General features: G+C 59.9%; 17 protein-coding genes. 7 read left to right on the plus strand and 10 right to left on the minus strand.

What is annotated here, in order from left to right; translation table 11 throughout:
• Window positions 1–10 precede the first annotated feature (10 nt).
• A complete protein-coding gene (locus P0D71_RS08190) occupies window positions 11–1,039 on the plus strand; it encodes a type IV secretion system protein (RefSeq protein WP_408479658.1) in 1,029 nt (342 codons plus the stop codon).
• 2 nt (window positions 1,040–1,041) lie between these two features.
• Here the strand turns inward: P0D71_RS08190 and P0D71_RS08195 are convergent, their stop codons facing one another.
• Complete coding sequence (locus tag P0D71_RS08195; protein ID WP_408479659.1) at window positions 1,042–1,311, minus strand: hypothetical protein; 270 nt, start codon at window positions 1,309–1,311, stop codon at window positions 1,042–1,044.
• A gap of 74 nt (window positions 1,312–1,385) precedes the next feature.
• Here P0D71_RS08195 and P0D71_RS08200 point away from each other — a divergent pair, with 74 nt between their 5' ends.
• Genes P0D71_RS08200 through P0D71_RS08215 form a run of 4 tightly spaced genes read left to right on the plus strand, consistent with a single transcriptional unit; the run spans window position 1,386 to window position 4,967 of the window.
• A complete protein-coding gene (locus P0D71_RS08200; RefSeq protein ID WP_408479660.1) occupies window positions 1,386–2,132 on the plus strand; it encodes a VirB8/TrbF family protein in 747 nt (248 codons plus the stop codon).
• Window positions 2,129–3,160 (plus strand): TrbG/VirB9 family P-type conjugative transfer protein, encoded by a 1,032-nt coding sequence (locus tag P0D71_RS08205; RefSeq protein ID WP_408479661.1) that lies wholly within the window; start codon window positions 2,129–2,131, stop codon window positions 3,158–3,160. Before P0D71_RS08200 ends, P0D71_RS08205 begins: the two co-directional genes overlap by 4 nt.
• 2 nt (window positions 3,161–3,162) lie before the next feature.
• On the plus strand, window positions 3,163–4,497 hold the full coding sequence (locus P0D71_RS08210; protein WP_408479662.1) for a TraB/TrbI/VirB10 family type IV secretion system protein: 1,335 nt from the start codon (window positions 3,163–3,165) through the stop codon (window positions 4,495–4,497).
• Window positions 4,494–4,967 carry a TrbG/VirB9 family P-type conjugative transfer protein gene (locus P0D71_RS08215; RefSeq protein WP_408479663.1) on the plus strand — a complete coding sequence of 158 codons (474 nt, stop codon included), beginning with the start codon at window positions 4,494–4,496 and terminating at the stop codon, window positions 4,965–4,967. The genes P0D71_RS08210 and P0D71_RS08215 overlap by 4 nt, the downstream gene beginning before the upstream one ends.
• 252 nt (window positions 4,968–5,219) lie before the next feature.
• Here the strand turns inward: P0D71_RS08215 and P0D71_RS08220 are convergent, their stop codons facing one another.
• Window positions 5,220–6,341 (minus strand): ATP-binding protein, encoded by a 1,122-nt coding sequence (locus P0D71_RS08220; RefSeq protein ID WP_408479664.1) that lies wholly within the window; start codon window positions 6,339–6,341, stop codon window positions 5,220–5,222.
• Between the two features lie 125 nt (window positions 6,342–6,466).
• On the opposite strand from P0D71_RS08220, the gene P0D71_RS08225 reads away from it, so the two are divergent.
• The gene (locus P0D71_RS08225) at window positions 6,467–6,847 is read left to right on the plus strand and encodes a response regulator (RefSeq protein WP_408479665.1); all 381 of its coding nucleotides are present in this window, start codon (window positions 6,467–6,469) and stop codon (window positions 6,845–6,847) included.
• A 503-nt stretch (window positions 6,848–7,350) separates the two neighbouring features.
• The gene (locus P0D71_RS08230; RefSeq protein ID WP_408479753.1) at window positions 7,351–8,337 is read left to right on the plus strand and encodes a diguanylate cyclase domain-containing protein; all 987 of its coding nucleotides are present in this window, start codon (window positions 7,351–7,353) and stop codon (window positions 8,335–8,337) included.
• A gap of 2 nt (window positions 8,338–8,339) precedes the next feature.
• Here the strand turns inward: P0D71_RS08230 and P0D71_RS08235 are convergent, their stop codons facing one another.
• From P0D71_RS08235 to P0D71_RS08270, 8 genes are all read right to left on the minus strand, one after another.
• A complete protein-coding gene (locus tag P0D71_RS08235; protein WP_408479666.1) occupies window positions 8,340–8,774 on the minus strand; it encodes a hypothetical protein in 435 nt (144 codons plus the stop codon).
• Window positions 8,775–8,915: 141 nt separating this feature from the next.
• Window positions 8,916–10,457 carry a GTPase gene (locus P0D71_RS08240; protein WP_408479667.1) on the minus strand — a complete coding sequence of 514 codons (1,542 nt, stop codon included), beginning with the start codon at window positions 10,455–10,457 and terminating at the stop codon, window positions 8,916–8,918.
• Window positions 10,454–12,226 carry a GTPase gene (locus P0D71_RS08245; protein ID WP_408479668.1) on the minus strand — a complete coding sequence of 591 codons (1,773 nt, stop codon included), beginning with the start codon at window positions 12,224–12,226 and terminating at the stop codon, window positions 10,454–10,456. Before P0D71_RS08245 ends, P0D71_RS08240 begins: the two co-directional genes overlap by 4 nt.
• Before the next feature lie 37 nt (window positions 12,227–12,263).
• Window positions 12,264–12,764 carry a hypothetical protein gene (locus P0D71_RS08250; protein ID WP_408479669.1) on the minus strand — a complete coding sequence of 167 codons (501 nt, stop codon included), beginning with the start codon at window positions 12,762–12,764 and terminating at the stop codon, window positions 12,264–12,266.
• A gap of 2 nt (window positions 12,765–12,766) precedes the next feature.
• The gene (locus P0D71_RS08255; RefSeq protein WP_408479670.1) at window positions 12,767–13,675 is read right to left on the minus strand and encodes a GTPase; all 909 of its coding nucleotides are present in this window, start codon (window positions 13,673–13,675) and stop codon (window positions 12,767–12,769) included.
• Window positions 13,645–14,085: a hypothetical protein gene (locus tag P0D71_RS08260; protein WP_408479671.1), complete on the minus strand. Its 441-nt coding sequence runs from the start codon at window positions 14,083–14,085 to the stop codon at window positions 13,645–13,647. The genes P0D71_RS08255 and P0D71_RS08260 overlap by 31 nt, the downstream gene beginning before the upstream one ends.
• Before the next feature lie 23 nt (window positions 14,086–14,108).
• Complete coding sequence (locus P0D71_RS08265; protein WP_408479672.1) at window positions 14,109–15,749, minus strand: ATP-binding domain-containing protein; 1,641 nt, start codon at window positions 15,747–15,749, stop codon at window positions 14,109–14,111.
• Between the two features lie 577 nt (window positions 15,750–16,326).
• Entirely contained in the window at window positions 16,327–17,319 is a 993-nt protein-coding gene (locus P0D71_RS08270; RefSeq protein WP_408479673.1) for a helix-turn-helix transcriptional regulator, read from the minus strand.
• Window positions 17,320–17,792 lie beyond the last annotated feature (473 nt).

Below are 17,792 nucleotides of genomic sequence, written 5' to 3' on the forward strand. Positions count from 1 at the left end.
GGGCAGCACCATGAACGACGTCATTTCCGTGCTCAACGCGCTCTTCACTGCGATGCAGGCGAAGGGCACGAGCCTGCAGACGCTCTTCGTGTCCGACGGCCTGGATCTGCTAGCCGCGCTTGGCCTGATCATGGCGACCTGGCACGCGTTCCTGTGGTTGCTCGAAGGCGATTTCCCTGGCTTCTTCGCGAACATGTTCCGGCATCTGATCCGCTGTGCCGTGATTCTCGTGATGCTCACCGCCTGGTCCGGCACCGTGCACGCCTACTTCGTCGACAACATGCAGACGATGGCCTCGCGCGTGTCCGGTGGTGAGGGGAATCCCGGCGATCTGCTGCGTGCACTCGTCAATGCCGCGTCGACCATCATGCAGGGCGTGCGCACGGAAGCCGCCCAGGTGTGCGAACAGGTGCCGGACATCACGCCCGATGGCGTAGTGATCCCGAACACTAACCATCAGGTGTGCGGCACCACAAGCGACGCCGGCGCGAATTCCGTAGGACTGGACTCGATCTGGACGCTCGTCAAGAACCTGCCCCTCATCCTGCTCGCGTTCCTCGCGAAGGCGCTTGCGGTGATCGCGATCGCCCTGATGACGATGATCTTCGTAGTGGTCGTGCAGTTCGGTTCGTTCTTGCTCGACATCGCGTTCTGCCTTGGGCCGGTGCTGATCCCTTGGTACGTACTGCCAGCCGGAGAATTCCTGTTCAACGGATGGCTGCGATTCACGATTTCGGCAGGGCTATTCAAGGTGGTCGCCTGGTTGATGATGGCCATCGTCAACGGTGGTGTGCTGCCTGGCATCCAGAGCCTCGTGCAGCAGGCCGCCGCGCAGAACGGCACGAACAGCGACGCCTATTACGCGACGAATTACCTCGCGATGCTCGCGCTCGCGCTGGTCTGCGGTGTTGGGGCTTTCATGATGTGGCAGGTACCGGATATCGCACGAGCTCTTGTGTCCGGCAGCGGGGGCGGCGGATCGGCTGGATTCGGTAAAGGGTTAATTGGCCGAAACGTCACGCCCAAGTCATTGAGGTGAATTCAATGATGCTGATGCTTCGAACTCTCTTGAATGACGTAGAAGGTAGTCCGCTCATCGTCCAGGCGCCGTTGCCGATCCATGTCAGCACGCAAAGACTCTTCTCTTTCCTTCGGCGTGGTCCTGATCCACGACCAGGCAATGAACGCGATTGCGCCCGCAAGCATCATCGCGACGCCGAAATGCTGTGCGCCGACCTGGTACAGGACGAACACCGAAAACAGCAGAATCGGCAGCACGAAATACAGCAGGATGATCTTGAGTTTTGCCATGGCTGCACCCTCACAGCAGGTGAACTGGATCCCAGTGTAGCACTGCGGGCGTGCGCCTGCCGGTCAGAGTAGCGATGCGCAAACGCCTGTTCCCGCCCGCCGCTTCCGGTACCGAAATATCGGGTGCCGGTCTCGCGCCTCCGCCGAATACCGGAGAGGCGGTCTCAGCGTGGTTTGCGGCGTTCCAGCGTCCCATCTGGGAAAAGCGCCTCGCGATCAAGGTTGCCGCCGCCTTCGCGCTGCTCGCAGCAGGGGAATGCGCCGCGCTGATCGTGCAGGCTGCGCACAGCGGTCCCCGTCCCTATTTCGTCGAGCATGACGAGAAAAGTGGAGCGGTGTGGGTTTCCGACCGCTACGCAGAGACCTACTCGGTCACCGCAGCGAACAAACGTTATTTCCTCGTGAAGTGGGCCTCGCGTGTGTTCACGATCGAGGCCGACAGCCAGGACACGCTCACGCGCCAGATACCGGCAGCATTCGGCTGGACGTCCGGCGCCGCGACGCAGGAACTCGAAACGTACATCACCGCGACCGACCCGGTCGCGCAGCGCGTCGTGCAGACGCCCGGGCTCACCCGCGAATTCGTTGAAAACTCAACGTCGTTTTCGCCCGACGGTCAGGTTGCCTACCTGATCTTCACGCTAATCGAGAGCGTGAACGGCAAGCCGTCCCGACCGAAACAGATGCTGCTCACCGTCAGCTTCCTGCTCGCGCCGGAAACGCTGAGACCCGACGAAGAGAAGGACAACCCGATCGGGCTGCGCGTCACCCACTTCAGCCTCACGCCCTACGCGGGCGTCAATCCGGGAGCAACGCAATGAAGCTCGTCGTCTTTGCCGCGTGCGGCGCGGCACTGTTCACCGTATGCCTGAGCACAGCCTGGGCACAGGTCACGGCGTCGGAAGCCGCGTCTGCTGCACCGCTGCCCGCGAGCGCGTTGACAGCCATTGCGCCGCAGCCGACAGCGGATACACACCACGCCCCGGCGGCGCGTCCACGCGCCACCCGTGCGTCGACACCCCGCGCCCACGTGAATGGTCCCTACCCCGCACCCGACGATTCATCGCTCGTCGTCTATGACTATGATCCCGACTACCGGTATCCGGTACCCGTGCGCACGAATGAGGAAACCCACCTGGTCTTCGGTTCCGACGAAGAGGTGGTCGGCGTCTATCTGTCGGACACCGGCAAGCGCTGGCTCGAACATACTGCGCTCACGAAGCGCGACGTGTTCATCGAGGCACGCCTGCCTGCACTCGACAATGCGGCCACGGTTATCACCACGCGCCGGCGCTACGAGCTGGACCTCCGCTCATCGGATAGTGACGCTGCCTATCAACGCGTCTCCTGGCATTACCTGGATACCGACGCGCAGATAGCAGCGGGACAGGTCTCGCCCTTCGGCATCGAGTATCCGGGCAACGTTCCCGGCGCGACTTCAAGCGCGCAATCAGACGTCGACGGACAGCCGGCATCGTCCACATCAGGCGACGTGCGCGCGGCTGGCCCCCGCATTACGCTCGATCACGTGAACTTCGACTATCGGGTCGAGGGCAGCACGCCATTCGCGCCCGTGACCGTATTCGATGACGGACGCTTTACCTATCTGCAGTTTCCCCATCAAACCGAGCTGCCGGCCATCCTCCTGATGGACGAAAAAGGACAGGCTGAGATCGCGAGCTTCATTCCGCTGGGCAACGACTTCTTCGAGGTGCAGCAGATCACGACATATGGCCTGCTGCTCAGGCGCGGCAAGGAGGAAGTCCGGGTCTTCAATGGCCGCGGTCATGGATGCGGCCTGTTCGGCTGTGATTCGGCCCGCATGAAGAACATCTACGGGAAGTCGTGACCATGGCCGCTCCAGAAAACGGCGGCGCCCCGCTCACACAGGAACCCGCGAAGCTCACGCGCATCCGCCGCAACCTCGCCAGGACGCTGCTCGTTGCCTTGTGCTCGGCGCTGCTCGCGATCGTCCTCGTCCATGCGCTGTCCCATCCGCACGAGACCGCGGCCGAACGGCGCGAGCGCGAGCAGATCGAGGCGGATGCCCGGCAGCCGAAAGCGTCTGCCGATGCGATCCGCAAGCGCCTCGCGGACCAGCACAACCTGGCCCTGGCTCGTGCGGGTGAGGCGGCGTCCGGTGCCAGCGCCCCGCTGGGCGGCACGCCGCTCGACGGCATTCCCCAAGGTGTACCTAGGGACGACAGCGGTCCCCTCCCGCGAAACTATCGGGGTGCCGACCATTCATCCGGGACCGGCGACGCCGATCGCCTGGCACTGCAGCGGCAGATCGAGGCCATGCAGAGCCAGTCACTCGTCGCTTACGAAGATACCGGCGGCGGCTCCGCCAGCGCTTCCGCCGCGAAGGATCTGCCGCTCGACCGCATCGCCGATGGCCTTTCGCAACTGTCAACGCGGCAGACTGCGCCGGGAAATTCATCGGCAGGCAGTGCCCCAAGAACCGCCCTGTCAGGGCCGTCCTCCCTGAGCGTATCGAGTGCAACTGACCATCGCAACGCCGACTGGATCAGACAGCAGGGGGGAGCGAACAACGACGACGCACCGCTGGTCCCGCTTCCGATCACTTCACCCTACATGGTGATGGGCGGCACGCCGGTTCCCACCGTGATCCTGCAGGGCGCGAAGAGCGACATGCCGGGCACCTTCCGGGCGATGGTCGATCGCGACATCTACGACAGCATCGACGGAAGCTGCAGGCTGATCCCGAAAGGCACCCGGATTCTGGGCCGCACGAATAACGATGTGGCAATCGGTCAGGACCTGATGCTGATGGCTGCCACCCGGATGATCTTTCGCCACGCCACGATGCGGCTCGACGGGCTGACCGGCAACGATCCCAACGGCGAAGCCGGCGTGACTGCCGACGTCAACAACCACTTCTTCAAAATCTTCGGATCGACGTTCCTGATCGCCGGCGTGGCGGCCTGGATCGGCCACAACCAGAGCCAGTCGAACGGCACAACGATCAATGTCAACGGCGGCGTCTCCACTGATCTTTCGGAAGCTGCAGCGCAATCGCTGTCCCAGACCACGCAGACGATTCTCCAACGCAACATGAACATCCAGCCGACGCTGCGGCTGGAACCGGGGCAGCGCATCACGTTCATCACGCAGCGGGACATGATGCTGCCGCCCAACGTTACTGACGGGAGCTGCAATCGATGAAACACGCCACCACCCTGCTCTTTGCAAACATCCTGGTCGCTGGCTGCCTGCTTCAGTCCGCCTGTGCCGAACCACCAACTGTGGGTGGGCCGGTCTACGACTTCGACTGGCGTCTGGGCGGTGCGGCCGAAGTGCGACCCTACCAGGTGTTCGACGATGGCCAGAGAGTTTTTCTGCAGTTTGACGATCCAAAGCGCGTGCCCGCCATCTTCGCCGACACACCGGGCGGCCTCGTGCTTCTGCGCTGGCGCCCCGATCCGCCTTATATTGTCGTCGACCGGATGGACCCTGCACTGGTCTTCCGCTCGGCAGGCCGGGAAGCCCGTGCTGTACGGACGGCGCCCGGCGGGCCACCCCGGGTGGCGCAATTCGGGGCAGTCCGGCCATCAAGGGAAGCCCCGGTCACCGCACCCCAGCAAGTCAGCGGTGCACCGACACATAGCGTCAATCCGCCGCCTGACGAGAGATAACGTGGGCAAGACGCCTCGGCCAGCCAGGCTACGCTCACAGGAAGCTGCATCTATGCCGGGATTAAACGGGTATTCGGATTCAACGGTTGACGCTACTGACCCATGCGATTTTCATGGACCGGTCCGTGAGCGGTTGCGGGCGACTGACTCAGTGCGACCCGCTTGGGACATTCACTCAATGTCAGTCGAACGGCTGCTTAAGCGCGCGAGTGAGGCATTCGGATGACCATATGTTCAAGGACATCACGAACGCTATTGGCGACGTGGCAGGCGCACAGCAAACACGGTTTCGGTCTCATCTGACTGTGCCTCGATCTCGCCTCCATGGGCCTTGGCAATTTCGCGCGCGATATATAATCCGAGCCCCAGATTGCCGTCTGCGTTATGCGAGTCTTTATGATCCAGGCCGCGCTGGAGCGGGTCGAAGATCCGATAGAGAGTCAACTGATCGATGGCGGGTCCCTGATTCCTGACCTCGAAACGAACGCTCCGCTCTTCGCCGGTCATGACCACTCGCACGGACGCGTCCGGCGCCCCGTATTTGATCGCATTCAACACCAGATTGCCGAGCAATTGCTGCAGACGGCGGCCGTCCCAGACTCCCCGGCAGTCCCCTTCGACTTCCAGATCGACGCGACAGCCTGGGTGCGCTGCCCGCACCTGGTCCAGTTCGTCAGCAAACAGTTTCTCCAGGTCGATTTCAGTCGGCGCGATATTGATCCCCAAACCGAGTCTCGTTCGATTGAAATCAAGCATATCGTTCAGAAGGGCCTGCATGCGGGCGCCGCTTCGGATCAAGCGGGATGCGGCTACGGATACCTGCTCCCCAGCGTTTAGTGCCGTCAGATATTGGGCCGTCATCAGGATGGTCTGAAGCGGGCTGCGCATATCGTGCCCGAGCATGCCAAGCAAAAGATTGCGAGCCTGATCGACTTGCACGCTGAAATACCCGATCGATTCGGCAAGTGCCTGGTCGATGGCCTCGTTGAACCGGATGACATCATCTGGATGTGGAGCTTCGGGCTGACATTCGTCGATCCACAGACGCAGAATACTGGCGCGCAGGGCGCGGTACTCAGCAGCCAACTGGTTAATGTCGAACCCGCCTCGCGCCCGCAGAAGAGCGTGCGTCTGCGCAGCTGTCTCTGGCGCTCCGATCAGTATGGGGGCTAGTCCCATTGACTTTTCGGCTTGTGCTTCCCTGGTCTGGGCCGTGGACAGGTCCTTCGCCACGGCTTGCAGAATCTGTTGCGCATGGTCTCGCAGAGCGAGCGATTTCATGTTCACGGCTGCCGGCAACAGAGTAGCGGCGAACGTCTCCCATTGCACCAGAATCGTTTCCATGTCGCGCAGGATGAAGTCAGCCAATCGCATGTTTGCCCTCCAGGAAGCGGAAAAGTCAGTATGGGGCATCCGCTGAACTTATTTTACGCACAAGTAGCTACTTTGATTCTATCGGGTCCCTAAATTGCGTGGCAGGGGCAACCTACAGGAACCCAATGTTCACTGCGAAAGCGGAGCGCTTACTCATCGCGGACGACGACCCGGATTTGGTCGATGCCTACGTGCTGTTCTTCGAGGCTTACGGTTACATCATCCAAACGGCTATGGACGGTGCAAGCGCGCTCGCCGCGTACTACGCCTGGCACCCTGACGTGGTGATGCTCGATATCCAGATGCCCCGTTTGGACGGTCGGGCGGTGGCGAAAGAAAATTGGCGCATGGGCATCCTTCCGCGCCCGTTGCTGCTAGCGGTAACCGGACTGCGTGCATCCTCCGAAAGGGTCGCATCGTTCAAGGCCGGTTTCGATCATCATTTTGTAAAACCGGCCCAACTGCCGGCCATTCTTGCTGCAATAGCGTCGCGCCCAACCATTTGAGACCGGACGTTTTACGGGAAATCGAAAGTGGCGTTGGGCGGCTGCTGTGGGACGTCTGACTGACCGCATGGCCGGCGCAAGCAGTTCGCAAGCGACATAGTCGGTCCGGGTGCTGGTGGCTGCAGGTGAGAATGTTCTTTCGTGCAACCGTGCAAAAAATTTGGACCACCGACGATACCTTATACCGGTGAAAGTAATTTGTTGAGGTCGGACGACGGGGCTGGGAATGCCGAAGAAAACTATCTCCAATGCCGCAAGGGCGCTGGGCCGTGTGACATACGCCCGCCGACATTCGGGTGGGTTGGTGCAGCGCCTGCAATATGGTGGATGCCTGATTGCTCGGCAGCGACGAGCGCCACTATGAGGTATGCGCGCTGCAGTTCCCGTCGTGGCGCGCGTTGGCCCACTCCATCACCCCGTCATGCACAGATCACCGCTCCCCCGGTGATCTCATAAGACATGTTTTGTCTCACGCCCCAGCTAACCTGCAAGCTGTGGAACGAATGGATGAAACGGGAGGCCACTTGACACGGAAGAGACTTCTTTCGCCAATCACTGCCTTACAGCGTCTCAGTCTGCGCTCAATGCTGTTCGAGCATTGTCAGGACGGGATCGCGATCACCGATGCGAAAGGATTCGTTCTTGAATCCAACGCAGCGTTCACGCGTATCGCCGGGTATCGCCCCGATGAACTCCTCAATAAAAGTCTGTTCTGCCCGTGGATTGCGAATCAGGGCCGAACGCTCTACCGGGCAATTCGCACGTCCGTCACTTCTACAGGCTACTGGCAGGGCGAAGTACCCGCGCCGTTCATGCCCGATTGCATGCGCCGTCATTCACTGCGCATCAATACCATTCAGGACGAGCTTCGGAAGACCGTCGCCCTGATCTGGACGCTGACCGACGAAACGCCTTTGTCCGAGCAACAGCGCGAGCTGATTCGCCTTGCTCATCAGGATCCGCTTACAGGCTTGCCGAATCGGCGATCGCTGATGTCGCGTCTCGATCGCATGCTTGACCGGCCTCCGATTGACACCCCAAGCGCCGTGTTGTATGTCGATCTCGATGGATTCAAGCAGGTCAACGATACGCTGGGCCATCGCGCCGGCGACAATCTGCTGCAAGCAGTCGTAACGAGAATCAACACCCGAATCAGGCATTCCGATATGTTGGCGCGTCTCGGTGGAGACGAGTTCGTTATTGTTCTGGAACGGATCGCGAATGAACACGACGCGTCCGTTTTCGCTGAACAGATCATCGAGCAGCTCCGGACGCCATTCGAGCTTGGCGACGGCAACGTCATTCAAATCGGTGCTAGCGTCGGCATCGCCCTTTTGCCACGCGAACGGATCAGTGCAGAATGTCTTCTGGATCAGGCAGATCGCGCGCTATATACGGCAAAAAAAGCAGGTAAGGGTGCGTATCGAACCGCGAAAATGCCGGCAGCGGGGACCGTTGATACCATGGCCCAACAGCCGGAGTTCCACTAACGTCAAGGATTGGAGGTGTCGTCGCAGGTATGCTGCGCGACTGTTTGTTGTGCCTCTTTGTTGAGTCCCTTGAAGCGGTAAATACGCTTTGTCACTTTACTGCCTTCCCCACTCAATCCCAACGATCCGGTTGCTTCGTTAGCGTCCACTGAGAGCCCCATATTGCCCTTTCCCGAAGCATTGTAGAACTCTTCGATTTCGACTTCGTCTGCGTTGTCGATTCGTCTTGCGATTGCCAGTTCCTGCGCAACGCGTGCCTGGTGCTGCGCGAATTTCATCTGTAAATCCTGCTTCGCCACTTCGGCGCGCAGCTCATCGACGCCTTGCGCCGAGGCTTTGGCAACGGCATTGGCTGCCAGCTCAACGCCTTCTACAACAAGCCAGGCAGTTGGATTGGCGTATTTCAGGGCGGACTTTGCTTTGTCCCATGTAGCCATACTCGACCTCGTCTTGTTCACAATTTACCTGGGGATATCGTACCGATCCTACGACGGCAGATCGCGCCTCATGGAAAGAACTCGCCTTTCCTCGAAGCGATAGATCTACTGGCGATCAAGAAACGAACCCATCCCTATTTCCTAAAATGCGACGCTTTGAAACGCTGTCATCAGCGCCGCCCAGTCGCTCCGGTCCACGTCGCTCGCACCTGACTGCGCGCGCAATTCACTGCGACGCGCTTCCACAGGCCGTAGATGCTCCGACTGAACATGCTCAATCAAGTCGGTCACGCTCTGCATCAGACCCGAGTAAAGCTGCGAGCACGCCTCTTCGATCCACTGGCCGCGCTGCAACGTACGGTCCCGGGTCACCTTCACGTCACGCTCCTCGCCGTAATAGTCGAACGCAACTTCTGCCAGCACCGCAGCCACCTGGATGACGGGGGCGGCCTTTTCGGCCCAACTGCCAAGCGTCTTTGTCCAGCGGCCCTTAAGGCCTGGAATCTTCAGCTTGCGACCGTACTCCAACAGCGTTTTCACGTGCTCCTTGTTGACGCCTTTCATCCCATCAAGCGCGGCGTCGAGCATCTTGTTGCCGAACTCGCTGCCGCCCGCGTCGCTGCCCGGGGGAAGGCCGAGCCCCTCGGCGGCGAGTGCCGCACCGATGCGCCCCTTGACGTTCTGTTTGAGTTCCGCCTCCAGCCAAATCCGTAGACTCTCGCTTACCGCCTCACCAACCTTCGTCAATTCGGCAAGCACCATGTCGCTCGAACCGCCTTGTGCAATGGCATCGCCAATGTTCGGGCGCCGCTGCATCAGCTCCGTGCGAATCTTGCTGGACGCGGCGTTCGTGAGCAGCCGGTACTCGCGCGTGATGTGATCGATCTGCGCGTCGACCTCCTGCATTTCGCCGCGCGATTGGGCCTCCCGATCGATCGAAGCGGTCACCGGCTCTAGCAGTGAGCGTTCGACACCCGTGTAGATCTGCTGCAGAAGCTGCTTCTCACTGTTGTATTGCACAAGCCATTCGCGGAATCGAAGTATGAAGACATCGAAGCGGGAATGCTCGAGCAGCGCGGGCTTGTTCTCGAGTCGTGCGCGACAAGCGGACTTGATGTTCATGAGAATCGTGGGCACCGTGGCGAGACTCGCCTTGTCGAATCCACGTCGCTCGGCGTATGTCAGAAGCGTATGGGTGAAGCGTGCCTGAATCGCTTCGATACGCGCCGGATCGCCATCTTCGTAGTTCAGGACAATGAAGAGAGGCCGCTTCTGTTCCAGAAGGTCAAAGATGCGATTCATGATATCGCTCGCATCCTGGTCTTCCTGGCGCAGAACGAACACGATCAGATCGGCGCGCTGCAACTGCTCGTGGCTGATTTTTTCGTGCTCGATCGGTGCGTTGACCCCTGGTGTATCGAGCAACATGTGGCCATCCCACTCGTGGAAGTCCACTGCGTCCGTCGTAGGCACATCACCGGCTTTCGCCACTTCACGCCCAACAAGAGCGTTAATTAGTGTGCTCTTGCCGGCGTTGTAAGCGCCGAACAACATGACGTGAATCTTCTGTTCCTCGATGCGCCTCCTCCATTCGGCGATGATCCCCTCGGCCTCGGGATAGTATCGCACTGCCAAAGGCTCGGCCTGTACGAGCAACGACTGGTATTGTTCAAACGGGTTCACCTGCACTCCTCCTTCAATCTATCCAGATCCTTTCCGCTTTCGTCGAGGACGCACTCGATCCGCTCGACCTCTGCCATCACCTGCTCGACGCTGTCGCGACACCGCTCGACCACCTTGGCGACCGCACCCGGAAGGCGCTCCCGCAACCCTTGGGATATTGCCTCATAAAGGCGCGTGTAGCTCACGCCCACGGGAATGCGCAAACGCTTTGTCTCGACGAGAGAGCCGCCGCCCTTTTCGCCCAGCCACGAGCTTAAGGCGCCGCCCAAGACAGCGCCGACGGCCTCACCCACGCCCACGCCCGCGATCGTCCCCGCTCCGGGAACAAGGGAGCCGAGGAGTCCGCCGAGGATCGCACCGGCTACCCCCGCCGTTCCGGCGACCGCGCTCTTCTTCCAGCGGCCCCGCTCGACTTCGCACTCCTCGGCGACATCATCGAAACCGCCATACCGGTCGTTGTTCATCGCGACCAATGCAGCGTCCATCTCATGGGCGTATTCTGCGAGCTCGCGTGCGATGTGCTCTTGCACGATCCTGTGAACCACCACGTTCAATTCGCGATGCACTGCGGCCATGTCACGCGTCGCTTTGTGGCGTTCGAGCAGTTCGGCCAGGTCGCCGAGCACCTCGTCCAGTACGCTGCTGGAGATTCTTGGCGCTGCTGCATCAAGCGATTTCGCCGCGCCCGCTGCGTTCTCGCGCATGACACCGAGCTGCGGGCGTATCGTCTCGTTCAGTGGCTTTATCACATCCTCTTGAAGGTGATTGAGCATGAGTACGGCCGGCTTGCGCTTCTTGATTTCCGTCGCCGCCTCGGCAATCTCGCTGAGCCCCACGAACAGGCGCTGAAACCCCGCCTCCTCCAGAGCATCATCGGGCTCCAGACTTTTGCGAACCACCAGCGCCGAAACAGACACTGGGGGACGCACCAGGCCATCGTCCATCTCAGCCTGGCGCAGCTTGGCTTGCGCTCGCTTGAGTACATCGTCTTGCTGCAGTTTGCGGTTTGCCGCCGTCTTGTTCTTCAGAATCGTGACGATGGCACCGTCGAGCTCGTCCTCCTCGGACAAGTCGCTCTTCGTGATAACGGGAAGCAGCGGCTTGTCACGTTTGAGCTCCTCACGCAACTCGTCGAGTTCCTGCACTTGGCCCGGCGACGTCGAGCTCGTGAGCCACAGAACACCGTCAGCGCTGTCGGTGAAGCTCTTCGTCAGCGTGCCGTTTTCTTCTGTGACCGAGTGCAGGCCCGGGGTGTCAAGCAAAATGAGCTTGTTGCCAAGCCTTATTCCTTGAATGCGCGCGGTGGCCTCCGTTGCCGCTTCGACGAACGGCTCCAGGGTTTCAATGCATTTGCCGCTTTCGAAATAAAAATACTGAACTGGCTCGCCGTGTCGTTTGAATCGCTCCGCAAGGAAATTACAGAAGGAACTCTTGCCAGCATTCACCTTGCCGAAGACAAGCAAGATACCCTTGTCTCCGAACTGTTCGCTAAGTTGTCGCATGGGCCCGCTGCTGTCCAGCCCGCGCGCCCATCCGGCGACGCATTCGCCGATCTGACGCCGGAGCTCGTGGATCTGGCGAGCGAGTGCGCTGTCTGCCTTGATCCCCTTGACGTCATTGGGCTCAAGAACGAGTTTCGCCTCCAGTTTGTCCTTCCAGCTATTCAGTTCATCGACTCGGGTCTGCATGTCCTGTGTAACGAACTCGAACTGCTTCAACTTCTCAATGAATCGAGCCTCTGATGTCTGCGCTTTTGTCGTCCCGTTCAATTCCTGGCCCCGTGGATTATTCGATTAGGTGTTTCGGTCATACGGTCGTTGCTCGCGGCTGCGTCACTACTGTTTCTTCACCTACGTTCGGGGTTGCATCCTGTTGTGCCATCATCAAACGAATTGCTTGCGCTGCCTGCTCAAGACGTTCGAGCTCGCCCTTCAGAACGTCCATCTCGGCTGTAGACGCCTGCATCTCAGTCGTTTCCCGATACCGCCGCTCGAACTTCACCGATACAGCGGGCGTCGACGTGGATAAGCACGCTTTGACAAGCTCGCTGATTTCCGCATCCGTGACTGGGAGGTGGTGCTTCTGAAAGAAGCTTTTCAACATGACCGCCGATTCGCTCTCCGCAATGCGGCGCAGTCCTGCCCTTTTCGCGAGATCCTGCGCGTAGGCGGACGACGCGGTGCTACTGGACGACGACGTCGTCGAAGGAATCGCATCCGCCACTTTCTGAATTCCGTCGGCAATGGACTCGAGTGCCGTTTCGGCGACCGACTCCAACATGCTGCCCAGACTGGAGAAGAATCCCATGGTTAGGTCGCCCCGATTTTGTCGTGGATGTCTGCTTGAAGCTTCTCAAACTCTTGCTTGAAGTGCGCCATCAGCCCGTTACGCCTGGCAGTGAGCGTCTTCAGACGCCCATAACGATCAGCGCTCGCAGAGGCCAGTCGCGCGCGCAAAACAATGCCCATCATCCGCCGCTCTTCGGCTCGCGCAGCGAACACCTGGCGGACTGCATGGGCTATACGCTCTCGCAGCACCAACATGCCGCTCTTCTCGATCAGCAATTGCTTGCCGCCTTCGCGTCCACGCCGGTAGCGGATCGCCGAAACGGGAATGACCTCCAGTGAACCAGCCTGTTCCTTGATGATGCGGAGGATGCCCGCAAGCGTTTCTTCACCCACTTCTTCGATCTGGGTAACGACCACCAGCGCCGCGCGCCGGGAATGCCCGGCATCGGCGGCAAGCTCGGCGAGCAGTGCCTTTTCGCTGCCATCGAGTTCACCTTCGCGCGCCGAGTGGACGAAGAGCCGGATGTCCGCCTCCTCCCAACTCCCGCGCAACGCGTGGCGGTCGTCCTCGGACTCGACGTCGGCGTCGAGTCCCGGTGCGTCGAGCCAGCGCACGCCGTCCTCGTCGCAAGCATCCAGGTTCGTGGTCTGACGCGCGTCGGACACCGCGAACACTCTCTGGCCAATCAACTCGTTCAGCAGCGTGCTCTTGCCGTGGTTGAACTTCCCTAAAACCGTCACGACCGGCAACTTCCCGGCATCTACGAGCTGTTTGAAGCGAGCGGCGTCGGCCGCATGTTCCGGAATCAGCTCTGAAATCACTGTCAAGTCCATGGATTCAGCACAATGAATGACGAAAGGCGAGCGGGCCGCATCGCCCCGCCCGGGTTGAACGCAAATCACGGGCGACTGCCGGTCGGAAACGGCCATGCGGCCGCAGGATTGAGCGACGTCTTGACCACCGTCGCCGGTGTTGCCGGCGGCGTGTCTTCTGCAACGCTGGCCACCCCTGCAACGCGCCTCGCCGTGGAACCGCGCTCGCCCGTCTTGCGGGCGGTGGCGCCCCCAGACGCCGTGCGCTTCACAGCAGCGGTCTTCCTTGCCGCAGTCTTCTTCGCAGCAGGAAGCACTGGCGCCTGGCCCAACACCTCATCCTTGAGATTCGCAGCGTCGGCCTTCGCCTGATAGCCGAACACCTGCTCCGGCGTGAAGTCAAATTTCCGGATCTGCGACCGCACCAGGTCGAGCACCCGTTGCACTTCCTGCAAACGCGACTTGACGGAAACAGCCGGGGCGTTCCCTGTGGACTCGTTCTTTTTTCGCACAGTCATGTTTTTCATGCTCCACGTTGCTTAATGCACAATCAAACTCGACGCAGCAATACGCCTGCCGCACGCTCCGACATCACCACGATCAGTTTCATGGTCGCCCGAGTCGCGCCAACGAAAAGCAAGCGCTGCGCGAACTCATCGAACTGCGAAAAATCCACCTCGGTCAGAATCACGCATGGCGCGCTTTGCCCCTTGAAGCGAAATACCGAATCGGACAGCACGTCCCCATCGCGATACAGCTGATTGCCTGCCATGTCGTACCCACCGGTCGGATGACGCAGACTCCAGTCGCCCAAGCGGTCCATGCCAGCCAATAGAGACTTCTTTATCCCTTGGAACGAAAGAACTGCGATATCGGATGGGCGATAGCCGAGCGCTATCGCGCCATCCAACTGACGACGCGTATACTCGACGACCGCGCCGTCCGGGTAAGCCTCGATTTCCACGCCCCACCCGTCAATCGGGCTTTCCGCCTCGACGTCATGCGGCAGTCCCTGCAATTGCGCGATGAATCGCACGATATCGCGTGGACTCCGGTAATTGGATTTCGCCCGCACCTCGACCCAACTGCCCGGCAATATGGGCGCCGGCCGCTGATACAGGTTCTGCATCGGGTCTTCGAGCCACCACCAACTCCCACCGGGCGCAAGCAATACCTCCATCAGATCGACCCAGAACTGCAGGAAGTCCTGCCCTTCGTCGATCACGATCACGTCGTAGCGCGCGAGCGACTGCTGGACCTGCTCCAGTAGCCTTTGTCTCAAGGCCGAGCAAACCCATTGGTCGTCCAGATCGAGTTCACCAGTCACGCCGACCTCGTCTGCAAGTCCACGGCAGAGCTTGTGGAACGACGTAACCGTCGCGGCATCCAGCGCGATAGACCCGACGTAATCGGCCAATGGCCGGTTGAAGCACACGTACAGCGAACGCTTGCCCGCTGTCGCCGCGTCATGCAACACACCGATTGCGAGTTGCGTCTTACCCGAGCCGGCCGTGCCGTTCACCCGCAGCCGGAATGGTTCGAAGTGGATGTTGCGCGCCCACGTGGCCAATCCGCTCGACACCTGAGTCACGAGCCTCGATGCCGTACCGATCATCGCGCCTGCATCGGGCATCAATGACAACTCACCCGCCAGAAACGGATGAATCCCGTCACGGCAGGGAAGCGGCAGCTCGTCTGCCGGCAATATCTGCTGGACAATGTCTGCCAGCCATTTGCTGCGAGTCGCATCCACGATACGGGCAGGATGCACACCCGCGATGTCACGATTGATGACCGTGTAGTCCGGGCAATATAGCAGCTCCTCTACACCGTAGTTGCGCGGTCCAAATGCGTCGGACAGACGGCCGCGCAATGCCGACACCGAGCGGGATATCTGTTGCGCCACGCTCTTCGGTTTGCCGGAATAGGTTTTCACGAGACCGTCGGCGGTTTCCTCTAGGCTTCCCGCCTTTTGCTCGATCGCCATGACCCGACCGGATGGGCTGACGGCCACGAAGTCCAATTCCCCGAACACCGAGAAACCCTTCGCGAGCCGCGTCCAGTGTACGGAGTGATAGACGGTGTAGCCATTGGGCAAGCCGGTTTCGAGCTGCTCCAGCGTTTCGATCTCGCGCGCAGCCCCTCCGGTCGCACGCAGTGCCTTCCAGCCGTCAGGAAGAATACGCGCCATCAATCACCCATTCTGGAGACAGTTCAAAGCAATTCTCGGTGCAGTCATATGCGCCGCCAAACTCGTCTCAACTGGTTCGACACCTGCTCGATCAAATTCGCCCGTGACCGTGCCAATGCAACGGCGCCACATCGCGGACAATGCGAACGAATATCTATTTCCGGCAGCAGAACATCGCTTTGCGGAGCAAACGTGTGCTTCCATCCGCATTGACTGCATTTCAACGTAAAAGGTGTTGGACGTATTGGCATAGGGTATCTGGCAGACGCCTTGTGATATCTGGTGGGTCACGTCGAACCCGCCAACCGTTCCCGCAGATCGATTTATCCCCGCTGCGCATCGGCCTTCACCGAATCGACGTAAGCGCCAACTGCCGCAGTACCCAGCACCGCAGCCACAAAAACAATCGCAAATGCCGCTAAATGTTGCAGAGGGGAAGAATTGCAATTCGTAAGCATGTTCGCTCCTAGCTAGGGGTTCAATAGAACAGCATCGACGTGCTGCCCTATAAAGATAGCCACCGCATAAGACAAATCGTGTCCGAAACCTCAACCGACACAGATGATCGCGCGCTACGCTATACCTCGTAGAGTGCGGTCAATGCCCTGGCCTCCGCCGCCAATTCCGCCCGCAGGCTTAGCGGGTGCAACACCTCGACGTTCGGCCCGAATGCGCGCAGCCACCACCGCAGCCGCTGCGTTGACAGCACCGTGCCACGAACATCGAGCGTGTTGCCATTCTGGACAGTTTGCTGATCGACAGACATCGGCGCTTCGAGCAGATGGTTCCCCGCCCCACTCCTGAAACGTAGTCTCAGGTCGATTTCGCCCTCTACCATGAAGTCGAATTGGCGCTGCTCACGCACGTATGCCGTAAGCCGGAACCCACGCGGATAGGCAAACGGCTCAGGCAACATGTTTGCGCGAGCAAGACGATCTAACCGGTACATCGCGGGTTTTGGATGGCGTGACATCGCCGCCACGAGATACACCAACCCACCCACCTCTACCAACCCAAGCGGGTGGACGATCTTCGCATCGGCATTGTCAGTCTTCGTACGAGGTTGATAGACGATTTCGAGTTGCTGCTCATTAAAGAGCGCCTGCGAAACCGCAGTGAATATCTCAAGGTTGACCTCGGGGTGTTGCAATGAGAAGGCGCCGGTTTCGACCTCAATCTTGTCGATCCACTTGCGATAACGCCGCTCATGCTCGCTGTTGGCCGCCGCCAACCGCTTGCCCGCCGCATCGAACAACGGCGCGAGCGTTTCTGCAACCAGCGTCGGAATCCGCCACGTCGAAAAGCGCCGCAGGGTCTGCAGGGCCAGCGCCTCATCGTGCGTCATCATGCCGGCCGCCTTCGCGGCAAGACCACTCGCGCCCGCCACCTTGCGCCAATACTTGCAACGCCCGCGCCATTCCACTTCGACCAGTCCGCGTTTGAGCATTTCGTCCAGTTCGCGATGCACCGTCCGCAAGGACCGTGGGTCGAGCACATTGACACTGAGCTTGCGATGTACTTCTCGAGTCGAGAGCGGTAGCTCATCTCTGCCCGCATCGGGCAGAACCAATATTATTTCTCGGTCCAGCATCTCGAAATTAGGATCAGGAAAGCCGTTCAGATGGAATATCTTTAATTAACGGCTGCCCTCTTGATTTCTTAAGCGCTTATACCAAATTTGTGACGCTGTGCACGGCCTCACGCTCGAAGGCCGTCTTGGATTACTAGCTGCTTAAAAACCGTCCCTATTAAGGAGCCGCGCCGGCCGTCTACTCCGGGTCGAGGCTGTGTGAAAACTCACGTCGATCGCGCCAGTCGAAAAACTCGACCCTTCAGATCGCGCTGTATTGGCTTGGTGGCGACTCGGGAAGGGTAAAAACCAGCTAGATTTGCGTTTTCACACAGCCTCGGTCGGGTAGCGTCATCCCGTTTCCACAAGTTCATCGCCGGAAAGCAGCCAGTGGAATTTCGCTCCCCGGGAGCAGCCAGCCGACAGTGGGTACTACCCGTAGCGGGCAGTCAAGATTACCTTAACCGGACGTT

The sequence above is a fragment of the Paraburkholderia sp. RL17-383-BIF-A genome (assembly GCF_046028015.1).
GTDB lineage: Bacteria > Pseudomonadota > Gammaproteobacteria > Burkholderiales > Burkholderiaceae > Paraburkholderia.